The organism is Pontibacillus chungwhensis (assembly GCF_030166655.1).
GTDB lineage: Bacteria > Bacillota > Bacilli > Bacillales > BH030062 > Pontibacillus.
Genome location: NZ_CP126446.1, coordinates 166,734 through 184,153, shown reverse-complemented (window position 1 = coordinate 184,153; position 17,420 = coordinate 166,734). Strand labels below are relative to the sequence as shown.

The 17,420-nt window shown below is 44.3% G+C and carries 11 protein-coding genes, 12 tRNA genes and 3 rRNA genes; 2 read left to right on the top strand and 24 right to left on the bottom strand.

The annotated features are described in order from the left end of the window. Window positions 1-210 precede the first annotated feature (210 nt). Window positions 211-1,035, top strand: a complete 825-nt coding sequence (thiD, locus tag QNI29_RS01065) for a bifunctional hydroxymethylpyrimidine kinase/phosphomethylpyrimidine kinase (protein WP_231419575.1) — start codon at window positions 211-213, stop codon at window positions 1,033-1,035. Window positions 1,036-1,313: 278 nt separating this feature from the next. Here the strand turns inward: thiD and glmS are convergent, their stop codons facing one another. From glmS to sigW, 6 genes are all read right to left on the bottom strand, one after another. Beyond that, on the bottom strand, window positions 1,314-3,119 hold the full coding sequence (gene glmS, locus QNI29_RS01060) for a glutamine--fructose-6-phosphate transaminase (isomerizing) (RefSeq protein WP_231419574.1): 1,806 nt from the start codon (window positions 3,117-3,119) through the stop codon (window positions 1,314-1,316). Window positions 3,120-3,627: 508 nt separating this feature from the next. Beyond that, window positions 3,628-4,980: a phosphoglucosamine mutase gene (glmM, locus tag QNI29_RS01055; protein ID WP_231419573.1), complete on the bottom strand. Its 1,353-nt coding sequence runs from the start codon at window positions 4,978-4,980 to the stop codon at window positions 3,628-3,630. A gap of 40 nt (window positions 4,981-5,020) precedes the next feature. Further along, window positions 5,021-6,250 (bottom strand): CdaR family protein, encoded by a 1,230-nt coding sequence (locus tag QNI29_RS01050; protein WP_231419572.1) that lies wholly within the window; start codon window positions 6,248-6,250, stop codon window positions 5,021-5,023. Next, window positions 6,243-7,076: a diadenylate cyclase CdaA gene (gene cdaA / locus QNI29_RS01045; protein ID WP_231419571.1), complete on the bottom strand. Its 834-nt coding sequence runs from the start codon at window positions 7,074-7,076 to the stop codon at window positions 6,243-6,245. The genes QNI29_RS01050 and cdaA overlap by 8 nt, the downstream gene beginning before the upstream one ends. Window positions 7,077-7,246: 170 nt before the next feature. Continuing rightward, the gene (locus QNI29_RS01040) at window positions 7,247-7,858 is read right to left on the bottom strand and encodes an anti-sigma factor family protein (protein WP_231419570.1); all 612 of its coding nucleotides are present in this window, start codon (window positions 7,856-7,858) and stop codon (window positions 7,247-7,249) included. 14 nt (window positions 7,859-7,872) lie between these two features. Beyond that, window positions 7,873-8,436 (bottom strand): RNA polymerase sigma factor SigW, encoded by a 564-nt coding sequence (gene sigW / locus QNI29_RS01035; protein ID WP_231419569.1) that lies wholly within the window; start codon window positions 8,434-8,436, stop codon window positions 7,873-7,875. A gap of 206 nt (window positions 8,437-8,642) precedes the next feature. Here sigW and QNI29_RS01030 point away from each other — a divergent pair, with 206 nt between their 5' ends. Continuing rightward, window positions 8,643-8,795 (top strand): aspartyl-phosphate phosphatase Spo0E family protein, encoded by a 153-nt coding sequence (locus QNI29_RS01030; protein ID WP_231419568.1) that lies wholly within the window; start codon window positions 8,643-8,645, stop codon window positions 8,793-8,795. A 54-nt stretch (window positions 8,796-8,849) separates the two neighbouring features. On the opposite strand, the gene rocF is transcribed toward QNI29_RS01030, so the two are convergent. The 18 genes from rocF to QNI29_RS00940 all read right to left on the bottom strand — a co-directional run bounded on the left by rocF (window position 8,850) and on the right by QNI29_RS00940 (window position 17,281). Continuing rightward, the gene (gene rocF, locus QNI29_RS01025) at window positions 8,850-9,749 is read right to left on the bottom strand and encodes an arginase (protein WP_231419567.1); all 900 of its coding nucleotides are present in this window, start codon (window positions 9,747-9,749) and stop codon (window positions 8,850-8,852) included. 197 nt (window positions 9,750-9,946) lie between these two features. Beyond that, window positions 9,947-10,019: transfer RNA gene (locus tag QNI29_RS01020), tRNA-Ala, on the bottom strand. 7 nt (window positions 10,020-10,026) lie between these two features. After that, window positions 10,027-10,101, bottom strand: a tRNA-Gly gene (locus tag QNI29_RS01015). Window positions 10,102-10,136: 35 nt separating this feature from the next. Further along, window positions 10,137-10,212 (bottom strand) — tRNA-Lys (locus QNI29_RS01010). A 10-nt stretch (window positions 10,213-10,222) separates the two neighbouring features. Further along, window positions 10,223-10,297 (bottom strand) — tRNA-Gln (locus QNI29_RS01005). 4 nt (window positions 10,298-10,301) lie between these two features. Further along, window positions 10,302-10,387 (bottom strand) — tRNA-Tyr (locus tag QNI29_RS01000). Window positions 10,388-10,460: 73 nt separating this feature from the next. After that, window positions 10,461-10,537 (bottom strand) — tRNA-Thr (locus QNI29_RS00995). Between the two features lie 12 nt (window positions 10,538-10,549). Beyond that, a tRNA-Val gene (locus QNI29_RS00990) sits at window positions 10,550-10,625 on the bottom strand. 10 nt (window positions 10,626-10,635) lie between these two features. Next, window positions 10,636-10,710 (bottom strand) — tRNA-Glu (locus QNI29_RS00985). Between the two features lie 23 nt (window positions 10,711-10,733). Next, window positions 10,734-10,806: transfer RNA gene (locus tag QNI29_RS00980), tRNA-Thr, on the bottom strand. 4 nt (window positions 10,807-10,810) lie between these two features. Then, window positions 10,811-10,885: transfer RNA gene (locus QNI29_RS00975), tRNA-Asn, on the bottom strand. A 60-nt stretch (window positions 10,886-10,945) separates the two neighbouring features. Beyond that, window positions 10,946-11,061, bottom strand: a 5S ribosomal RNA gene (rrf, locus tag QNI29_RS00970). A 67-nt stretch (window positions 11,062-11,128) separates the two neighbouring features. After that, window positions 11,129-14,043: ribosomal RNA gene (locus QNI29_RS00965) — 23S ribosomal RNA — on the bottom strand. 105 nt (window positions 14,044-14,148) lie between these two features. Beyond that, window positions 14,149-14,224, bottom strand: a tRNA-Ala gene (locus tag QNI29_RS00960). Between the two features lie 22 nt (window positions 14,225-14,246). Further along, window positions 14,247-14,323, bottom strand: a tRNA-Ile gene (locus QNI29_RS00955). A gap of 127 nt (window positions 14,324-14,450) precedes the next feature. After that, window positions 14,451-16,013 (bottom strand): 16S ribosomal RNA (locus tag QNI29_RS00950). The 16S, 23S and 5S rRNA genes sit together here with 12 tRNA genes alongside, the layout of an rRNA operon. A gap of 326 nt (window positions 16,014-16,339) precedes the next feature. Then, the gene (gene pgmB, locus QNI29_RS00945; protein ID WP_231419797.1) at window positions 16,340-16,996 is read right to left on the bottom strand and encodes a beta-phosphoglucomutase; all 657 of its coding nucleotides are present in this window, start codon (window positions 16,994-16,996) and stop codon (window positions 16,340-16,342) included. 63 nt (window positions 16,997-17,059) lie between these two features. Next, a complete protein-coding gene (locus QNI29_RS00940) occupies window positions 17,060-17,281 on the bottom strand; it encodes a hypothetical protein (protein WP_231419798.1) in 222 nt (73 codons plus the stop codon). Between the last annotated feature and the right edge of the window lie 139 nt (window positions 17,282-17,420).

Here is a 17,420-nt window from a genome sequence, read left to right as displayed (position 1 = left end):
TTCTCAAAGGATTACTCCTAATGTTTGCTACACCTCTACTATAATCATCATTTGTTAATTGCATATTAACCCAACATTAATGATGTGTTTTTTGTTGTCTTTTTGTTGTTTTAGTTGGTTTGTTGAAATTAGTTAAACGAATTGTTTTAAAAATGCACAAAATACCGTTAAAATAAAGAAAACACCTAAGAATGGAAGGGGAATAAACAGATGAGAAAGAAAGTCCTTACAATTGCAGGATCAGACAGTAGCGGAGGAGCCGGAATCCAGGCTGACTTAAAAACATTCCATCAGCACGGAGTATACGGAATTTCTTCTTTAACTACGATTGTAGCTATGGACCCAGAGAACGATTGGGCTCACAATGTATTTCCGATGGAACTTTCCACCGTTAAGGAACAACTAAAAACAGCTATGTCTTTAGGAATAGATGCCGTAAAAACAGGCATGCTTGGCTCCCCTGGCATTATTGAACATGCAGGAGAGGTTATTAAACAAAATGGTATTAAAGATGTCGTAATCGACCCTGTCATGGTTTGCAAAGGCACAGACGATGTCCTTCACCCTGAAAACCTTGAAAGCCTGCGTGAATCCCTTGTACCGCATGCTAAAGTGACAACTCCAAACCTTTTTGAAGCTGCCAAACTAGCAGGAATTCGCCGCATTGAAACAGTTGAACAATTAGAGGATGTAGCTAAAACGATCCATGAACTTGGCGCTCAAAACGTTCTGATTAAAGCTGGAACGCTTGTAGATGAAACCAAGGCAACAGACCTTCTTTACGACGGACAAGCATTCCACTATATTCAGACTGAGCAGTTTGATACTGGAAATGTCCACGGAGCAGGATGTTCCTATGCAGCAGCGATCACAGCTGAACTCGCAAACGGTAAAGATGTAATCGAAGCCATCAAATCCGCTAAAGCCTTCATCACAGCGGCTGTAAAAGAAGGCTTCCCTCTTAACGAATATGTAGGGCCTGTTTACCAAAAAGGCGATGCTAACGAGATTGAAGTTTCAGTAACAACGAAATAATGTACCTAAAAGAGCTTGGATGGTGATTCAAGCTCTTTTTTTATTTGTTCTACATATGATTCAGACTCTTCCATACAAGCCCCCTTACACGGAAGAGTCGAAGTTGAGATAGATTGGACCTTTATGTCTGTGAATGGTTTCTAGGCCCGCCTTACACCCAATTAAAGCAAACGGAGACATTCTCTCAACATCGAGTCTACATCCTCATCTCCTACTCTTTATTAAGCATATAAAAAACGCATGTGCCCTCAACTTGAGACCACATGCGTTATTGTTATTTATTCAACCGTTACACTCTTAGCCAAGTTACGCGGTTTATCCACGTCACAGTCACGGTGAAGAGCAGCGTAATAGGAAATCAGCTGCATCGGTACAACCGATACAAGAGGCGTTAAGAGCTCATGCACTTGAGGAATAACAAATGCATCATTTTCTTGATCTAACCCCTTCATACTAATTACACAAGGCTTCGCCCCACGTGCAGCAACTTCTTTCACATTACCACGAATGGAATAGTTCACATTCTCCTGTGTCGCAAGCGCCACAACCGGCGTCCCTTCTTCAATAAGGGCAATCGTTCCGTGTTTCAATTCGCCACCGGCAAACCCTTCTGCTTGAATATAAGAGATTTCTTTAAGTTTAAGAGCTCCCTCTAGACCAACATAATAGTCTTGGCTACGGCCGATAAAGAAGCAGTTTCTTGTTGTTGATAAATAATCAGCAGCAATTTGTTCAAGCTCTTCTTTTTGATCGCAAAGAGCTTCCATTGCGTTTGCTGCAATACCTAATTCTTTCATAGGGTTGAACTCTAGTTCTAAACCTTTGGCTTTAGCTGTATCTACAGCAAGAATTGCTAAAACAGCCATTTGTGCTGTATAGGCTTTCGTAGAAGCTACAGCAATCTCAGGACCTGCATGTAAGTGTAGCGTATAATCCGCTTCACGAGAAAGGGTAGAACCAGGTACGTTTGTAATCGTTAGGGCTGGGTGTCCTTTTGCCTTCGTTTCAACCAGGACGGCACGACTATCCGCTGTCTCTCCGCTCTGAGAGATATAGACGAATAGTGGCTTTTCTGAAAGAAGAGGCATGTTATATGAGAATTCACTCGCTACATGAACCTCAACCGGAACCTTCGCCAGCTTTTCAATAAACTGTTTTCCGATTAAACCAGCATGATAACTTGTGCCACATGCAATAATGTACACACGATCACAATCCATCATAGCTTGACGTACTTCTGGATCTAATTTAATTTCATCATTTTCATTTTGATATTCTTGGATGATTTTACGAATGACAAATGGTTGTTCATCGATCTCTTTTAACATGAAGTGCGGGTAAGTACCCTTTTCAATGTCACTAGCATCAAGTTCAGCTGTAAAAGGCTCACGATCAACTTGTGTACCATCTAATTTCTGAATCTCCACCTCATTACGACGAACAAGCACAATTTCTTTGTCTTCTAATTCAACAAATTGATCGGTGACTTTCAACATCGCTAATGAGTCACTAGATACAACATTAAAACCATCCCCTAAACCGACAAGGAGTGGGCTTTTATTCTTGGCTACATAAATAACGTCTGGATTCTGAGCATCAATAATGCCAACAGCATATGAACCTTTTAACAAGGAGATTGCTTTACGAAAAGCTTCTTGAACATCTCCCATTTCGTTATAAAGGTTCTCGACAAGCTGGACAATGATTTCTGTATCCGTTTCACTATTCATATCAACGTCGCCCAGGTATTCGCGTTGTACATCTTCGTAGTTTTCGATCACACCATTATGAACAATCGTAAAGCGGCCAGACGCGCTTTGATGCGGGTGAGCGTTTTCATAGCTTGGCGCGCCATGGGTAGCCCAGCGTGTATGACCGATTCCCATTGTTGATTCGATGTCTTTCTTCTCTACTTCTGAACGAAGTGCAGCAATGCGTCCTTTAACCTTCGTCACATGAACACCATCATTGTTTAATTCTGCAATACCAGCCGAATCATATCCTCGGTATTCAAGCTTCTCTAAGCCTTGTAATAAAATCTCTGTTGTATCTTGTGTTCCAATATATCCTACAATTCCACACATATCGTTGTTTCCTCCTTAAAATAAGGGGCAAATCAACGTTCCGATGGTTGTTCGGGGCTTGATCTGCCCCTTTCTCATGAATACATTCTTTTCACCTTGCTTTGATCCTTTGTGCAAAGGGTCACCCCTTTGTTTTAGGATAAAAGCTTACGATTGAGGTGAACCCAACCGGGAGGCATCCGCCGATACTCGATGAACCTCCTCCTCGTCAACTACCTTCCTTCCGAACAGAAGATAGTCCAGGCGCTTTAGTTATCCATTTCTTCTAATTTGCTCCCCCTCCTCTTTTACTACAAAACGGTATTCCTTATTTGCACACACTTAAGGATAGTATCCGTTACGTCACTACATTAAACGTAGTTAGAAAAATTAGACGGAACAAAATTAATTTTACTCTATTTCTTCTTACAGGGTCAATGTCTAATCCATTACAGGTTTGTTACAACAGTAAAGATCTTCCCTATAAAATATGCGCAAGGACACATAACGTGCCTCCTGCGCATTCTTATCAGTCTTCTTTCATTCCTAACTCCGCTTGAACGACTTCAACAACTTGGTTGACGTATTTCTCACAGTCCTCTTCTGTAGGAGCTTCAACCATAACACGCACAAGTGGCTCTGTCCCTGAAGGACGTACAAGCACGCGTCCTTCATCTCCCATCGCTTCTTCAACCGCTTCAATTTCAGAAGTAATACGAGGATTTGTCATGACTTTTTGTTTATCAATGACACGAACGTTCTTTAATACTTGTGGGTACTTCTTCATTTCATTTGCTAATTCGGATAATGGTTTGCCCGTTTCTTTTAGGACGTTTACAAGCTGAAGTGCTGAAAGCAATCCATCTCCTGTTGTGTTGTAGTCTAAGAAAATAATGTGACCGGACTGTTCACCACCAAGGCTATAGTCCCCGCGGCGCATCTCTTCTAATACATAGCGATCGCCTACGTTTGTTTTATCACTCTTCATACCGTTTGCTTCAACAGCTTTATAGAAACCAATATTACTCATTACAGTAGATACAACTGTGTTATGACGAAGACGACCTTGTTCATTTAAGTATTTCGCACAAATAAACATAATTTGGTCTCCGTCTACAATGGCTCCGTTCTCATCAACCCCAATTAAGCGGTCTCCGTCGCCATCAAATGCTAAACCAATATCAGCACCCTTTTCCTTAACAAAGGATTGCAAAGCTTCCGGACTTGTAGAGCCGACTCCATCGTTAATGTTCAGGCCATCTGGTGATGAACCCATTGTGGAAAGTTCCGCTTCTAAGTCTGCGAAGATATGAGGGGCTATGGAAGATGTAGCACCATGAGCACAATCTAGAGCCACATGTAATCCATCAAAGTCATAATCAATCGTTTGCTTCAGATATTGCATGTATTTCTGACCACCTTCGAAGTAGTCATTAACAATACCAACATCGCCACCAGTCGGTCGAGGTAGCTCATCTGTTTCTTGATCCATTAGCGCTTCAATTTCATTTTCTTGTTCATCGGTTAACTTAAATCCATCTGGCCCAAAGAACTTAATTCCGTTATCTTCAACTGGGTTGTGAGAAGCTGAAATCATAACTCCTGCTTCTGCGCCCATTGATTTCGTTAAATAAGCAACCCCCGGAGTTGAGAGAACCCCAAGGCGCATAACCTCCGCACCAATTGATAGTAATCCTGCTGTTAAAGCGTTCTCAAGTAGCTGACCCGAAATACGCGGATCACGGCCTACCAATATTTTAGGTCTTGGTGTATCTTTCGTTAGCACGTAGCCTCCGAATCTTCCTACTTTAAATGCTAGTTCTGGTGTTAGCTCCTGGTTGGCTACGCCTCGCACACCATCTGTACCAAAATATTTTCCCATTATTCAATCGCTCCTTCACTCTAGGCAAATGAGGTATTTACTACTCTATACGAATTAGAGCTTCGTCGTTACTTGTTTGCCATTCAATACTTTCAGGTCCATTTACTTCTATCGGTACGTTTGCTTCACCATTGACGAGCTGTCCAACATCAATAAAAACTTCGAAATCTTCTTTTGTAATGTTTTCTAACTCCTCTTTTGTACCTGTTAAAGTCAAATCAATAACCTGTTGTTCTGGTGTAATAAATGTTAGATTTTTACTTGATTCCAAGTTGTTCACGTTAATGGTTACATCATTAAACGTTTTTTCTGTAATTTGCTCCACGTCTACCTTTGCCCCTACCGTTTCTGGCTTCATTGTTTCAATCCCATCAGGTAAAGGAAGGTCCACGTCTAAAGTTGTATCTTCTTTGAGATCGGAGACATCTACCTCGATATCAACAAAAGCGCTAACACCCTTCAGAGCATCTTGTGAACCATAGACAGCGATAAATTCCGGAACTGGTTCAATTCCAACAAGACGATATCCTTTAGCGAGTTCTCCTTTAGGTTCAAATGTTACAGGGACCTCTTTACTTGGAGGTAATAAGGGAACCGTCACTTTAACAGTGCTCGGCTCTACCACTACATTAAGCTCGTTCCCTTGTTCATCATAAACCTTTACAGGAGATTCCTTCTTCGTAATGTCACTCTCAGCGTTTTGTACATCTACAATTGCTTTTACAAGAGATACTTTGGAAACCTCTGTCTCAGACCCTATAATATCAACCTGAGCTGGTGATACTTCCGGTGTACCTAGCTGGTACCCTTCTTTAATCGTGTCACGGTGTATGTAGTCCACGCCAACCTGGAACTCTTTTGAAGACCGTTTCTCCAGAACCACATTAACTTCTTGCGGATCTATAGAGACGGATAGCTGATTCGAGATCCCTTGAGTCTGGATTGGCACGGTTTGAGGGCCAAGCTCAAGACCCTCTAAATCGATGTATGCCTCGAACGTCTTTTGCATGACAGTTCTCGTCACTACAGAGTTCGGTCCTTCTACAGTGACAGTGACGCTCGATGGCACTTCTTTCACTACATATTTTTCCTCATTCATTTTTACTTGTAAAGGAATATTATTCATAGCTGCAATTTTATCATTGCCTTCAAGAAAGATAGAATCAGAACTCGATTGCCCATCATCAAGGTTTATCGAGGCGTATAAGAGGAGTGCTAATATTAAAGAAATCGCTCGAATGAACCACGGACTTCTTAACCACTTATCCATCTTTTTTCCCCCTCCAATCCCAATTCTTTGAGCTAGGAGCCTTCGGCGCTCGTTCTAATTCCCTCTCCAAAATTTCCCGGAGAGCTTGTTCATCTAAACCTCTGTGCAATTCTCCGTTTCTTGTACAGGAAATGCCTCCTGTCTCCTCAGAAACCACAATAGTTAATGCATCAGTTACTTCACTGATTCCCATTGCAGCACGGTGCCTCGTTCCTAACTCTTTTGAGATAAACGGGCTTTCTGAAAGGGGCAAATAACAAGCGGCAGCCGTTACTTCATCTTGTTTAATAATAACGGCACCATCATGTAAAGGTGTATTAGGAATGAAAATATTGGTCAATAACTCACTTGATAACCGACCTTGAATAGGAATCCCTGTCTCTACGTAATCGCCCATTCCTGTTTCCCGCTCGATTGTAATAAGAGCGCCTATGCGCCGTTTTGCCATGTAATTACAAGATTTAATAATTGCTTCAACTGTTCGTTTCATTGAATCTTCTTCACTATTCGAATTCCTGGCAAAGAAACTACCTCGTCCGAGCTGCTCGAGCGCCCTTCTTAGCTCTGGTTGGAACAAGATAATCACACCAAGAAAACCCCATGTCATCGCTTTGGACATTAACCACATTAACGTACTAAGCTGAAGAAAGTAACTAACAAGCCATATCCCAAGGACCACAAAGATCCCTTTCAACAACTGCACAGCTTTGGTGCCACGAATCAACATGATTAATTTATACAAAACAAACCAGACAAGGGCTACATCAATAATAATTCGAATGTATTTCAATCCATCTAATTGAACATTCAATCCCCCATCAAGCATGCCTACACTTCCTTCTTATCCTTGACTTCATTTACGTTATAAACATATGTAACAAATTCACAATAGTTTTATTATAGCATACATCTTTATAGTAAAAATAACACTAAAACGCTCCAATTAAACAAAATAAAAAAAGTCACTATAAAAGTGACTTTAGACTTAGATGGCCTTTATTGAGTAAATGAAAAAATATCTTTTGTCGTCTTCTTGATGTTATACCACATCCACCCAAAGATCTGGTCCACTTGATTAAGTTCCCCAGTAACCTCACCGGCGGATGCCTTTAAGTGGTCCCCATTGATTAAGACTACATCCCCATTTACCTTACCTTCTACCTTTAAATTACCATTCTTCACTACAAGATCGCCTTCTACGGTTTTCCCTTCAGGTACAATGACCGTATTCTCTTGAATCACTATATCTTTCTGTTTTGAAACGCTCAATTGCTGATCCTGACTCCAAGTAGAGAAAATGCCACTAAACATCAAAATAAAGAAAATCGCAGCTGCTGTAATCATAGGGTGGGCTTTGAACCACCGCTTGTAACCTGAACGTTTCTTTTCTTTAGGCAGATTTCCCATGACCTTTGCCGTGAAATCAGGCGGAGCTTGAACCGCACTTGTACTTTGAACCATGGCTACTGTTCTCTTTAATTCATGAAAATGGGATTGGCAATCATCACATTGTTGAAGGTGTTGTTTTAATAGTTTTGTCTCTTCTTCGTTTAACCCATCGTCTAAATGTTTATGCATTAACTGAATAACGTCATTTGCACACTTCATTTCCCATCACTCCTTTACACGTGACGAAGTTTCTTACGAAGCGCTTCGCGTCCTCGGTGAACTCTCGTTTTTACAGTTCCGACCGGAATGTCCAAAATGTCACTAATCTCTTGTAATGAAAGCTCATCTATATATCGAAGGACGATAACAGAACGATACTTAGCAGGAAGTTGAAGAATTTCATGATGAATATATTCCTGCAACTCTAAGCTTTCCACCTCTTCTTCTGGCAGCGCTTCGTCAGCTGAAATTTGCGAGTACATGTTTAAGCCTTCAGTACCCTTCACCTCAGCATCCAGAAAGTAGTCTGGTTTCTTCTTTCGTATTCGATCAATGGATAAATTGGTCGCAATCCGATATAACCAAGTAGAAAACTTTCGGTTCTCATCAAAAGAGTGGATGTTCGTATAGGCTCGTATAAAAGCTTCTTGAGCAATATCTTCTGCTTCATGAGCATTCCCAAGCATCCGGTAACATATTTGGTAAACTTTATTTTGGTAAAACGTCACTACATCTTCAAAGGCTGAGTGATCACCTTTTTTTACTTTTTTAATCTTTTGTTTAATAAATATCTCCATGTACTATACCTCCGCTAGATCTGCGGTCATTCTACATACGAATAAACCTACGACCAGGTTTCAAAATCAATTAAAAAAATAAAAAAGAAATTATATGTACAAAAGTTATACATTTGCATTTTTTTAAAATGAGAGGTTTAACTTTATATAAATAGGATATATACAACTATAGTATAGTACTTAGGTTATAGTAAGGAGGAAATAGAATGTTGAAAGAATTGTTAAATGAGATTGAAATGTGTAGAAATGAAATGATTCAGCTAAGCTCAAGCTTACCTTTATCATCTCAAGAGGTCATTGAAGCAAGCTCCCGGTTAGATGGTTTACTTAATGAATATGAAGCAAGAAAAAATAAATAACGGAAACAGCAACTTATGAGAATAAGCTGCTGTTTCGCTCACTTTTCTATCGTTCTATTTTAAATTCTCTCCGAATAACGAACCCATCAAACCGACTGCAACAGTCGCCGTTTTATTCTTCTCATCCAATATCGGATTCACCTCAACGAATTCCGCTGAAGTAATAAAGTTAGCTTCTGCAAACATTTCCATTGCTAAGTGGCTTTCTCTATAGCTCATTCCACCCATTACAGGTGTCCCTACTCCCGGTGCTTCATTAGGATCCAATCCGTCCAGATCTAAACTTAGATGAACTCCATCAGTACGATCCTTCAAGTACTCCACTGATTCCTGAATCACTCCCGGCATTCCCATACGATCAATCTCATGCATGGTATATACCCTTATTCCCTTTTCTTTAATTAATTGCTTTTCACCCTCGTCAAGAGAGCGTGCTCCTATAATAACGATATTCTCAGGTTTAATTTTTGGCGTGTATCCATGGATACCCGTTAAACGTTCATGACCAATCCCTAAGCTTACAGCTAATGGCATACCATGAATATTTCCTGAAGGGGATGTATCCCCTGTATTTAAATCCCCATGAGCATCATACCAAATTACACCAAGATTGTCATAATGTTTTGCAATACCAGCCAAAGACCCAATCGCAATACTATGATCTCCTCCAATAATTAACGGGAATCGACCTTCGGTTACTACCTGATCTACCGCTTCAGCAAGGTTGGTATTTCCTTCAGCAACCTCTTTTAAATTCCTTAGATGATCTTCTTGAACTTCTTTTCGGTTGGGCCGAGGGATATGCACATCTCCCAGATCTTCGATATCATATTCTAAACGCTCTAATCGTTCAATTACTCCCGCGTAGCGTAGAGCACTAGGTCCCATATCTACCCCTCTGCGATTTTGTCCTAAATCCATTGGTGCCCCTATAATTGATAATTTACGATTCATTGTCCCATCATCCTCCTTTGACTCTACATCTATTGTAGACACAGTTCAGACAATGACTCAACTGGACATAAATCTGTATATATATACGAAAATAAAGCCGTTTTTATCGAATTTTCTTATAATTAGCCAGCATGCTTTGTTAACCTAAACTAAGACAAATAAAAAACCCTTAAGTCATCAAGACTTAAGGGTTGTGATGGAGCCTAGCGGGATCGAACCGCTGACCTCCTGCGTGCAAAGCAGGCGCTCTCCCAGCTGAGCTAAGGCCCCGTTTATATGGAGCGGAAGACGGGATTCGAACCCGCGACCCCCACCTTGGCAAGGTGGTGTTCTACCGCTGAACTACTTCCGCAAACGAAAAACACATCAACAAAGTTAATGTGAAAATGGTGAGCCATGGAGGATTCGAACCTCCGACCCTCTGATTAAAAGTCAGATGCTCTACCAACTGAGCTAATGGCTCTTTTTTAAAATGGCTGGCCCAGCTGGATTCGAACCAGCGCATGACGGTACCAAAAACCGTTGCCTTACCGCTTGGCTATGGGCCAAAAATGGTGGAGGGGGCAGGACTCGAACCTGCGAACCCAGAGGGAGCGGATTTACAGTCCGCCGCGTTTGGCCAACTTCGCTACCCCTCCAAACACAAAGAATAGTATACCACATATGCAATTTAATATGCAAGGGTTATTTATTTTTTAGAACATAACTTGCTGGTGCCGACCGAGGGACTCGAACCCCCAACCTACTGATTACAAGTCAGTTGCTCTGCCAGATTGAGCTAGGTCGGCAGAAAAAATAAATGGTGGAGGATGGCGGGCTCGAACCACCGACCCCCTGCTTGTAAGGCAGGTGCTCTCCCAGCTGAGCTAATCCTCCATATATTAAGTGGTGACCCGTACGGGATTCGAACCCGTGTTACCGCCGTGAAAGGGCGGTGTCTTAACCACTTGACCAACGGGCCAATTCAAACATTTCCTTACAGAGAGCTTCCAGCCGGACTTGAACCGGCGACCTCTTCCTTACCATGGAAGTGCTCTACCGACTGAGCTATGGAAGCAAAATGGCTCCAACGGCAGGATTCGAACCTGCGACCGATCGGTTAACAGCCGATAGCTCTACCACTGAGCTACGTTGGAATATTGTCAAATCCATCTGTCCTAGAAGAAGTCTCTTGGATAGCTTTATAAGATAACAAAGCATGGCGGCGTCCTACTCTTGCGGGGGTGAAACCCCGACTACCATCGGCGCTGAAGAGCTTAACTTCTGTGTTCGGCATGGGAACAGGTGTGACCTCTTCGCCAAAACCGCCATACTATTGTTTTGTTGAAGGAGTACCTTCAAAACTAGATAAGAATTACGACATAACCATTTCACTTTAGTTAGATAAGTCCTCGATTTATTAGTATCGGTCAGCTGCACGTGTCACCACGCTTCCACCTCCGACCTATCAACCTTGTCGTCTACAAGGAATCTTACTCACTCGAAGTGATGGGAAATCTCATCTCGAAGTGGGCTTCATGCTTAGATGCTTTCAGCACTTATCCCTTCCGCACGTAGCTACCCAGCTATGCTCCTGGCGGAACAACTGGTGCACCAGCGGTGCGTCCATCCCGGTCCTCTCGTACTAAGGACAGCTCTTCTCAAATTTCCAACGCCCACGACGGATAGGGACCGAACTGTCTCACGACGTTCTGAACCCAGCTCGCGTACCGCTTTAATGGGCGAACAGCCCAACCCTTGGGACCGACTACAGCCCCAGGATGCGATGAGCCGACATCGAGGTGCCAAACCTCCCCGTCGATGTGGACTCTTGGGGGAGATAAGCCTGTTATCCCCGGGGTAGCTTTTATCCGTTGAGCGACGGCCCTTCCATACGGCACCGCCGGATCACTAAGCCCGACTTTCGTCCCTGCTCGACTTGTAGGTCTCGCAGTCAAGCTCCCTTGTGCCTTTGCACTCTGCGAATGATTTCCAACCATTCTGAGGGAACCTTTGGGCGCCTCCGTTACTCTTTGGGAGGCGACCGCCCCAGTCAAACTGCCCACCTGACACTGTCTCCGGACCGGATCACGGTCCTGGGTTAGAATGTCAATACAGCCAGGGTGGTATCCCACGGATGCCTCCACCGAAGCTAGCGCTCCGGCATCGACGGCTCCCACCTATCCTGTACAAGCTGTACCAACATTCAATATCAGGCTACAGTAAAGCTCCACGGGGTCTTTCCGTCCTGTCGCGGGTAATGCGCATCTTCACGCATAGTATAATTTCACCGGGTCTCTTGTTGAGACAGTGCCCAATTCGTTGCACCTTTCGTGCGGGTCGGAACTTACCCGACAAGGAATTTCGCTACCTTAGGACCGTTATAGTTACGGCCGCCGTTTACTGGGGCTTCGGTTCAAAGCTTCGCTAATGCTAACTCATCCCCTTAACCTTCCAGCACCGGGCAGGTGTCAGCCCCTATACTTCACCTTTCGGTTTCGCAGAGACCTGTGTTTTTGCTAAACAGTCGATTGGGCCTTTTCACTGCGGCTCCTCCTATGAAGGAGCACCCCTTCTCCCGAAGTTACGGGGTCATTTTGCCGAGTTCCTTAACAAGAGTTCTCCCGATCACCTTAGGATACTCTCCTCGTCTACCTGTGTCGGTTTGCGGTACGGGCACCTCTTTCCTCACTAGAGGCTTTTCTTGGCAGTGTGAAATCAGGAACTTCGGTACTATAGTTCCCTCCCCATCACAGCTTGTGATTGATGCACGGATTTGCCTATGCATCTCACTCACTGCTTGGCCGCTCACATCCAGTGGAGCGGATTCCCTATCCTACTGCGTCCCCCCGTTGTTCAAACGGAAAGGAGGTGGTACAGGAATATCAACCTGTTATCCATCGCCTACGCCTTTCGGCCTCGGCTTAGGTCCCGACTAACCCTGAGCGGACGAGCCTTCCTCAGGAAACCTTAGACTTACGGTGGAAGAGATTCTCACTCTTCTTTCGCTACTCATACCGGCATTCTCACTTCTAAGCGCTCCACCAGTCCTTACGGTCTGACTTCACAGCACTTAGAACGCTCTCCTACCATTGTTCGTAAGAACAATCCACAGCTTCGGTGTTATGTTTAGCCCCGGTACATTTTCGGCGCAGAGTCACTCGACCAGTGAGCTATTACGCACTCTTTAAATGATGGCTGCTTCTAAGCCAACATCCTGGTTGTCTGAGCAACTCCACATCCTTTTCCACTTAACATAAACTTAGGGACCTTAGCTGGTGGTCTGGGCTGTTCCCCTCTCGACTACGGACCTTATCACTCGCAGTCTGACTCCCAAGGATGAGTCGTTGGCATTCGGAGTTTGACTGAATTCGGTAACCCGATGAGGGCCCCTAGTCCAATCAGTGCTCTACCTCCAAGACTCTTACCTTGAGGCTAGCCCTAAAGCTATTTCGGAGAGAACCAGCTATCTCCGTGTTCGATTGGCATTTCACCGCTACCCACACCTCATCCCCGCACTTTTCAACGTGCGTGGGTTCGGGCCTCCAGCCAGTGTTACCTGGCCTTCACCCTGGACATGGGTAGATCACACGGTTTCGGGTCTACGACCACATACTATTTCGCCCTATTCAGACTCGCTTTCGCTGCGGCTCCGATTTTTCATCTTAACCTTGCATGGGATCGTAACTCGCCGGTCCATTCTACAAAAGGTACGCTGTCACCCATTAACGGGCTCCAACTACTTGTAGGCACACGGTTTCAGGTTCTATTTCACTCCCCTCCCGGGGTGCTTTTCACCTTTCCCTCACGGTACTGGTTCACTATCGGTCACTAGGGAGTATTTAGCCTTGGGAGATGGTCCTCCCGGATTCCGACGGAATTCCTCGTGTTCCGCCGTACTCAGGATCCGCTCCGGAGGAAACAAGATTTTGACTACAGGGCCGTTACCTTCTTCGGCTGACCGTTCCAGATCATTCATCTATCTTGTTTCTTGGTAACTCCAATGGAGCGTCCTACAACCCCAGAGAGCAAGCTCTCTGGTTTGGGCTGTTTCCGTTTCGCTCGCCGCTACTCAGGAAATCGCGTTTGCTTTCTCTTCCTTCGGGTACTGAGATGTTTCAGTTCCCCGAGTCTACCTTCCTTAACCTATGAATTCAGTTAAGGATCCTACCCCATTACGGGTAGTGGGTTTCCCCATTCGGAAATCTCCGGATCATAGCCTACTTACGGCTCCCCGAAGCATATCGGTGTTAGTCCCGTCCTTCATCGGCTCCTAGTGCCAAGGCATCCACCGTGCGCCCTTATTCACTTAACTATCTAATAAAGATGTGAAAAGACGCATCATAATGATGCTTACGTTAAATCTAACGTTGGTTTGATGTCTAATTCTTATCTAGTTTTCAAGGTACTGTTTAAAAAATGGTGGAGCCTAGCGGGATCGAACCGCTGACCTCCTGCGTGCAAAGCAGGCGCTCTCCCAGCTGAGCTAAGGCCCCATGTTTTAAATAGAAATAGGAATGGTGGGCCTGAGTGGACTTGAACCACCGACCTCACGCTTATCAGGCGTGCGCTCTAACCAGCTGAGCTACAGGCCCATTCCTTATACAATTGAAGAATTAATCTTTCAAAACCGAACGAAACAAACATGGTCAATGGTTTAATGGCACGATGTGTGCCTGCTAGCAAGTCCCGAAGGACTCGCTAGTTCCGTAATATCCTTAGAAAGGAGGTGATCCAGCCGCACCTTCCGATACGGCTACCTTGTTACGACTTCACCCCAATCATTGGCCCCACCTTCGGCGGCTGGCTCCAAAAAGGTTACCTCACCGACTTCGGGTGTTGCCAACTCTCGTGGTGTGACGGGCGGTGTGTACAAGGCCCGGGAACGTATTCACCGCAGTATGCTGACCTGCGATTACTAGCGATTCCGGCTTCATACAGGCGAGTTGCAGCCTGCAATCCGAACTGAGAATGGTTTTTTGAGATTTGCTTGACCTCGCGGTCTCGCGGCCCTCTGTACCATCCATTGTAGCACGTGTGTAGCCCAGGTCATAAGGGGCATGATGATTTGACGTCATCCCCGCCTTCCTCCGGTTTGTCACCGGCAGTCACCTTAGAGTGCCCAACTGAATGCTGGCAACTAAGATTAGGGGTTGCGCTCGTTGCGGGACTTAACCCAACATCTCACGACACGAGCTGACGACAACCATGCACCACCTGTCATTGCGTCCCCGAAGGGAACTCCCTATCTCTAGGGATAGCGCAAGATGTCAAGACCTGGTAAGGTTCTTCGCGTTGCTTCGAATTAAACCACATGCTCCACCGCTTGTGCGGGCCCCCGTCAATTCTTTTGAGTTTCAGCCTTGCGGCCGTACTCCCCAGGCGGAGTGCTTAATGCGTTAACTTCAGCACTAAGGGGCGGAAACCCCCTAACACCTAGCACTCAACGTTTACGGCGTGGACTACCAGGGTATCTAATCCTGTTTGCTACCCACGCTTTCGCGCCTCAGCGTCAGTTACAGACCAGAGAGTCGCCTTCGCCACTGGTGTTCCTCCACATCTCTACGCATTTCACCGCTACACGTGGAATTCCACTCTCCTCTTCTGTACTCAAGTTCCCCAGTTTCCAATGGCCCTCCACAGTTGAGCTGTGGGCTTTCACATCAGACTTAAGGAACCGCCTGCGCGCGCTTTACGCCCAATAATTCCGGACAACGCTTGCCACCTACGTATTACCGCGGCTGCTGGCACGTAGTTAGCCGTGGCTTTCTGGTTGGGTACCGTCAAGGTACCAGCATTTCCTCTGGCACTTGTTCTTCCCCAACAACAGAACTTTACGATCCGAAGACCTTCATCGTTCACGCGGCGTTGCTCCGTCAGACTTTCGTCCATTGCGGAAGATTCCCTACTGCTGCCTCCCGTAGGAGTCTGGGCCGTGTCTCAGTCCCAGTGTGGCCGATCACCCTCTCAGGTCGGCTACGCATCGTTGCCTTGGTAAGCCGTTACCTTACCAACTAGCTAATGCGCCGCGGGCCCATCCATGAGTGACGGCCGAAACCGCCTTTTACCAGTGAACCATGCAGTTCACTGGGTTATTCGGTATTAGCTCCGGTTTCCCGGAGTTATCCCGATCTCATGGGTAGGTTGCCCACGTGTTACTCACCCGTCCGCCGCTCGATCCACAACAATCACCCCGAAGGGATCATGTTGATTCACGCGCTCGACTTGCATGTATTAGGCACGCCGCCAGCGTTCGTCCTGAGCCAAGATCAAACTCTCCATAAAATGTGAGTCTGCCTAGCATCAAAATAAATGATTACTGGCTTTAAAAATCAATTTAAAGACATTGACGTTACATGTTGTTTCGTTCAGTTTTCAAGGATCAAATTGTTTCGCTGTGTTTCAGCGACAAAAACTAATATAACATTTTATCTCGTTTCCGTCAATCACTTTTTCGAAAAAAGTTGATTTGTTTTTGCTGTTAACTTTTTTGAAGTGTTTATCTCGCTGACAACAAAAAATATCTTACCATGGTATAAAACTATTTGGCAAGTGTTTTTCAAAAAAAATTAAAAAATCCTTCTAAAAAATCTTCAGAAGGATTTTCATCCCTACTTATAATGGCTTTTAAGTGCCTCTAATGTAAGCTGTGATGGATGATCTATAATCCAGTCCGCTTCAGCCATAGCGGTTTTTGTCCCTACACCAACTGCAAACATGCCTGCTGTCTTTATTGACTTCACTCCCGCTTCAGCGTCTTCTATCCCCACACATTGTTCTGGGTTTACATTTAATTGCTGGGCAGCTTTTAAGAAAATCTCCGGATCAGGCTTTCCTCTTTCAACAGAAGCTGCATCGACAACAGTATCTAAATAGCTTTCAATGCGAAGTTGACGAATGACGGGACGAGCATTTTTGCTGGCAGATGCTAAAGCTGTTGGGATACCCGCAGCTCTTACCTGTGTTAAAAATGGTAATATACCCGGAAGAAGATCATCTGGGGTAATTTTTCCGATAAACGTTTTATAGTGTTCGTTTTTCTTATGAGCCAGCGCTTCGATTTCCTCTTCAGCAAGCACAATCCCACCGTGATCTAAAATCATTTGTAAGGAGTCCATGCGGCTAACTCCTTTTAAACGTTCGTTAAAGATTCGATCAAAGGGAATGCCCAGGTCATCAGCGAGTTGTTTCCAGGCTAAATAGTGGTATTCAGCTGTATCTGTAATGACACCATCTAAATCAAATATAATAGCTTTTATTTCTTTCATTTCCCTCACCCCTATGTAAAAGCGATTTCATAAATATTGTATCATACATAAGGGAGAGTTCACTTATTTGTGTTTTCGCTTTGGCAGTACATACCGTATACAGTCATGTTTAGTGGCTAATCGGGTGAATAATTGGTACAAAATTTTATAGCGCTCTTCCATAGCCCTTTTTACTACATGATCAATGCGATGATCTTCTAAATCCATTAAAAGTTCATCCATCTCTCGCTTCAGTAAATACTCGATCTCTTTTCGTTCCATATCCCTTAATAAAAGTCCTAGCATGTACTCACCTCTTTTTGATATGTTCCTCCCTATCATGTCCATTTATATCCAATTTATGAAATGATTTAGATGCTTGTTCATATTTGTCCCCTACACTCATAAGTTGTACTAAGCAGGGATTTCCGAAAGATAAGGAGAG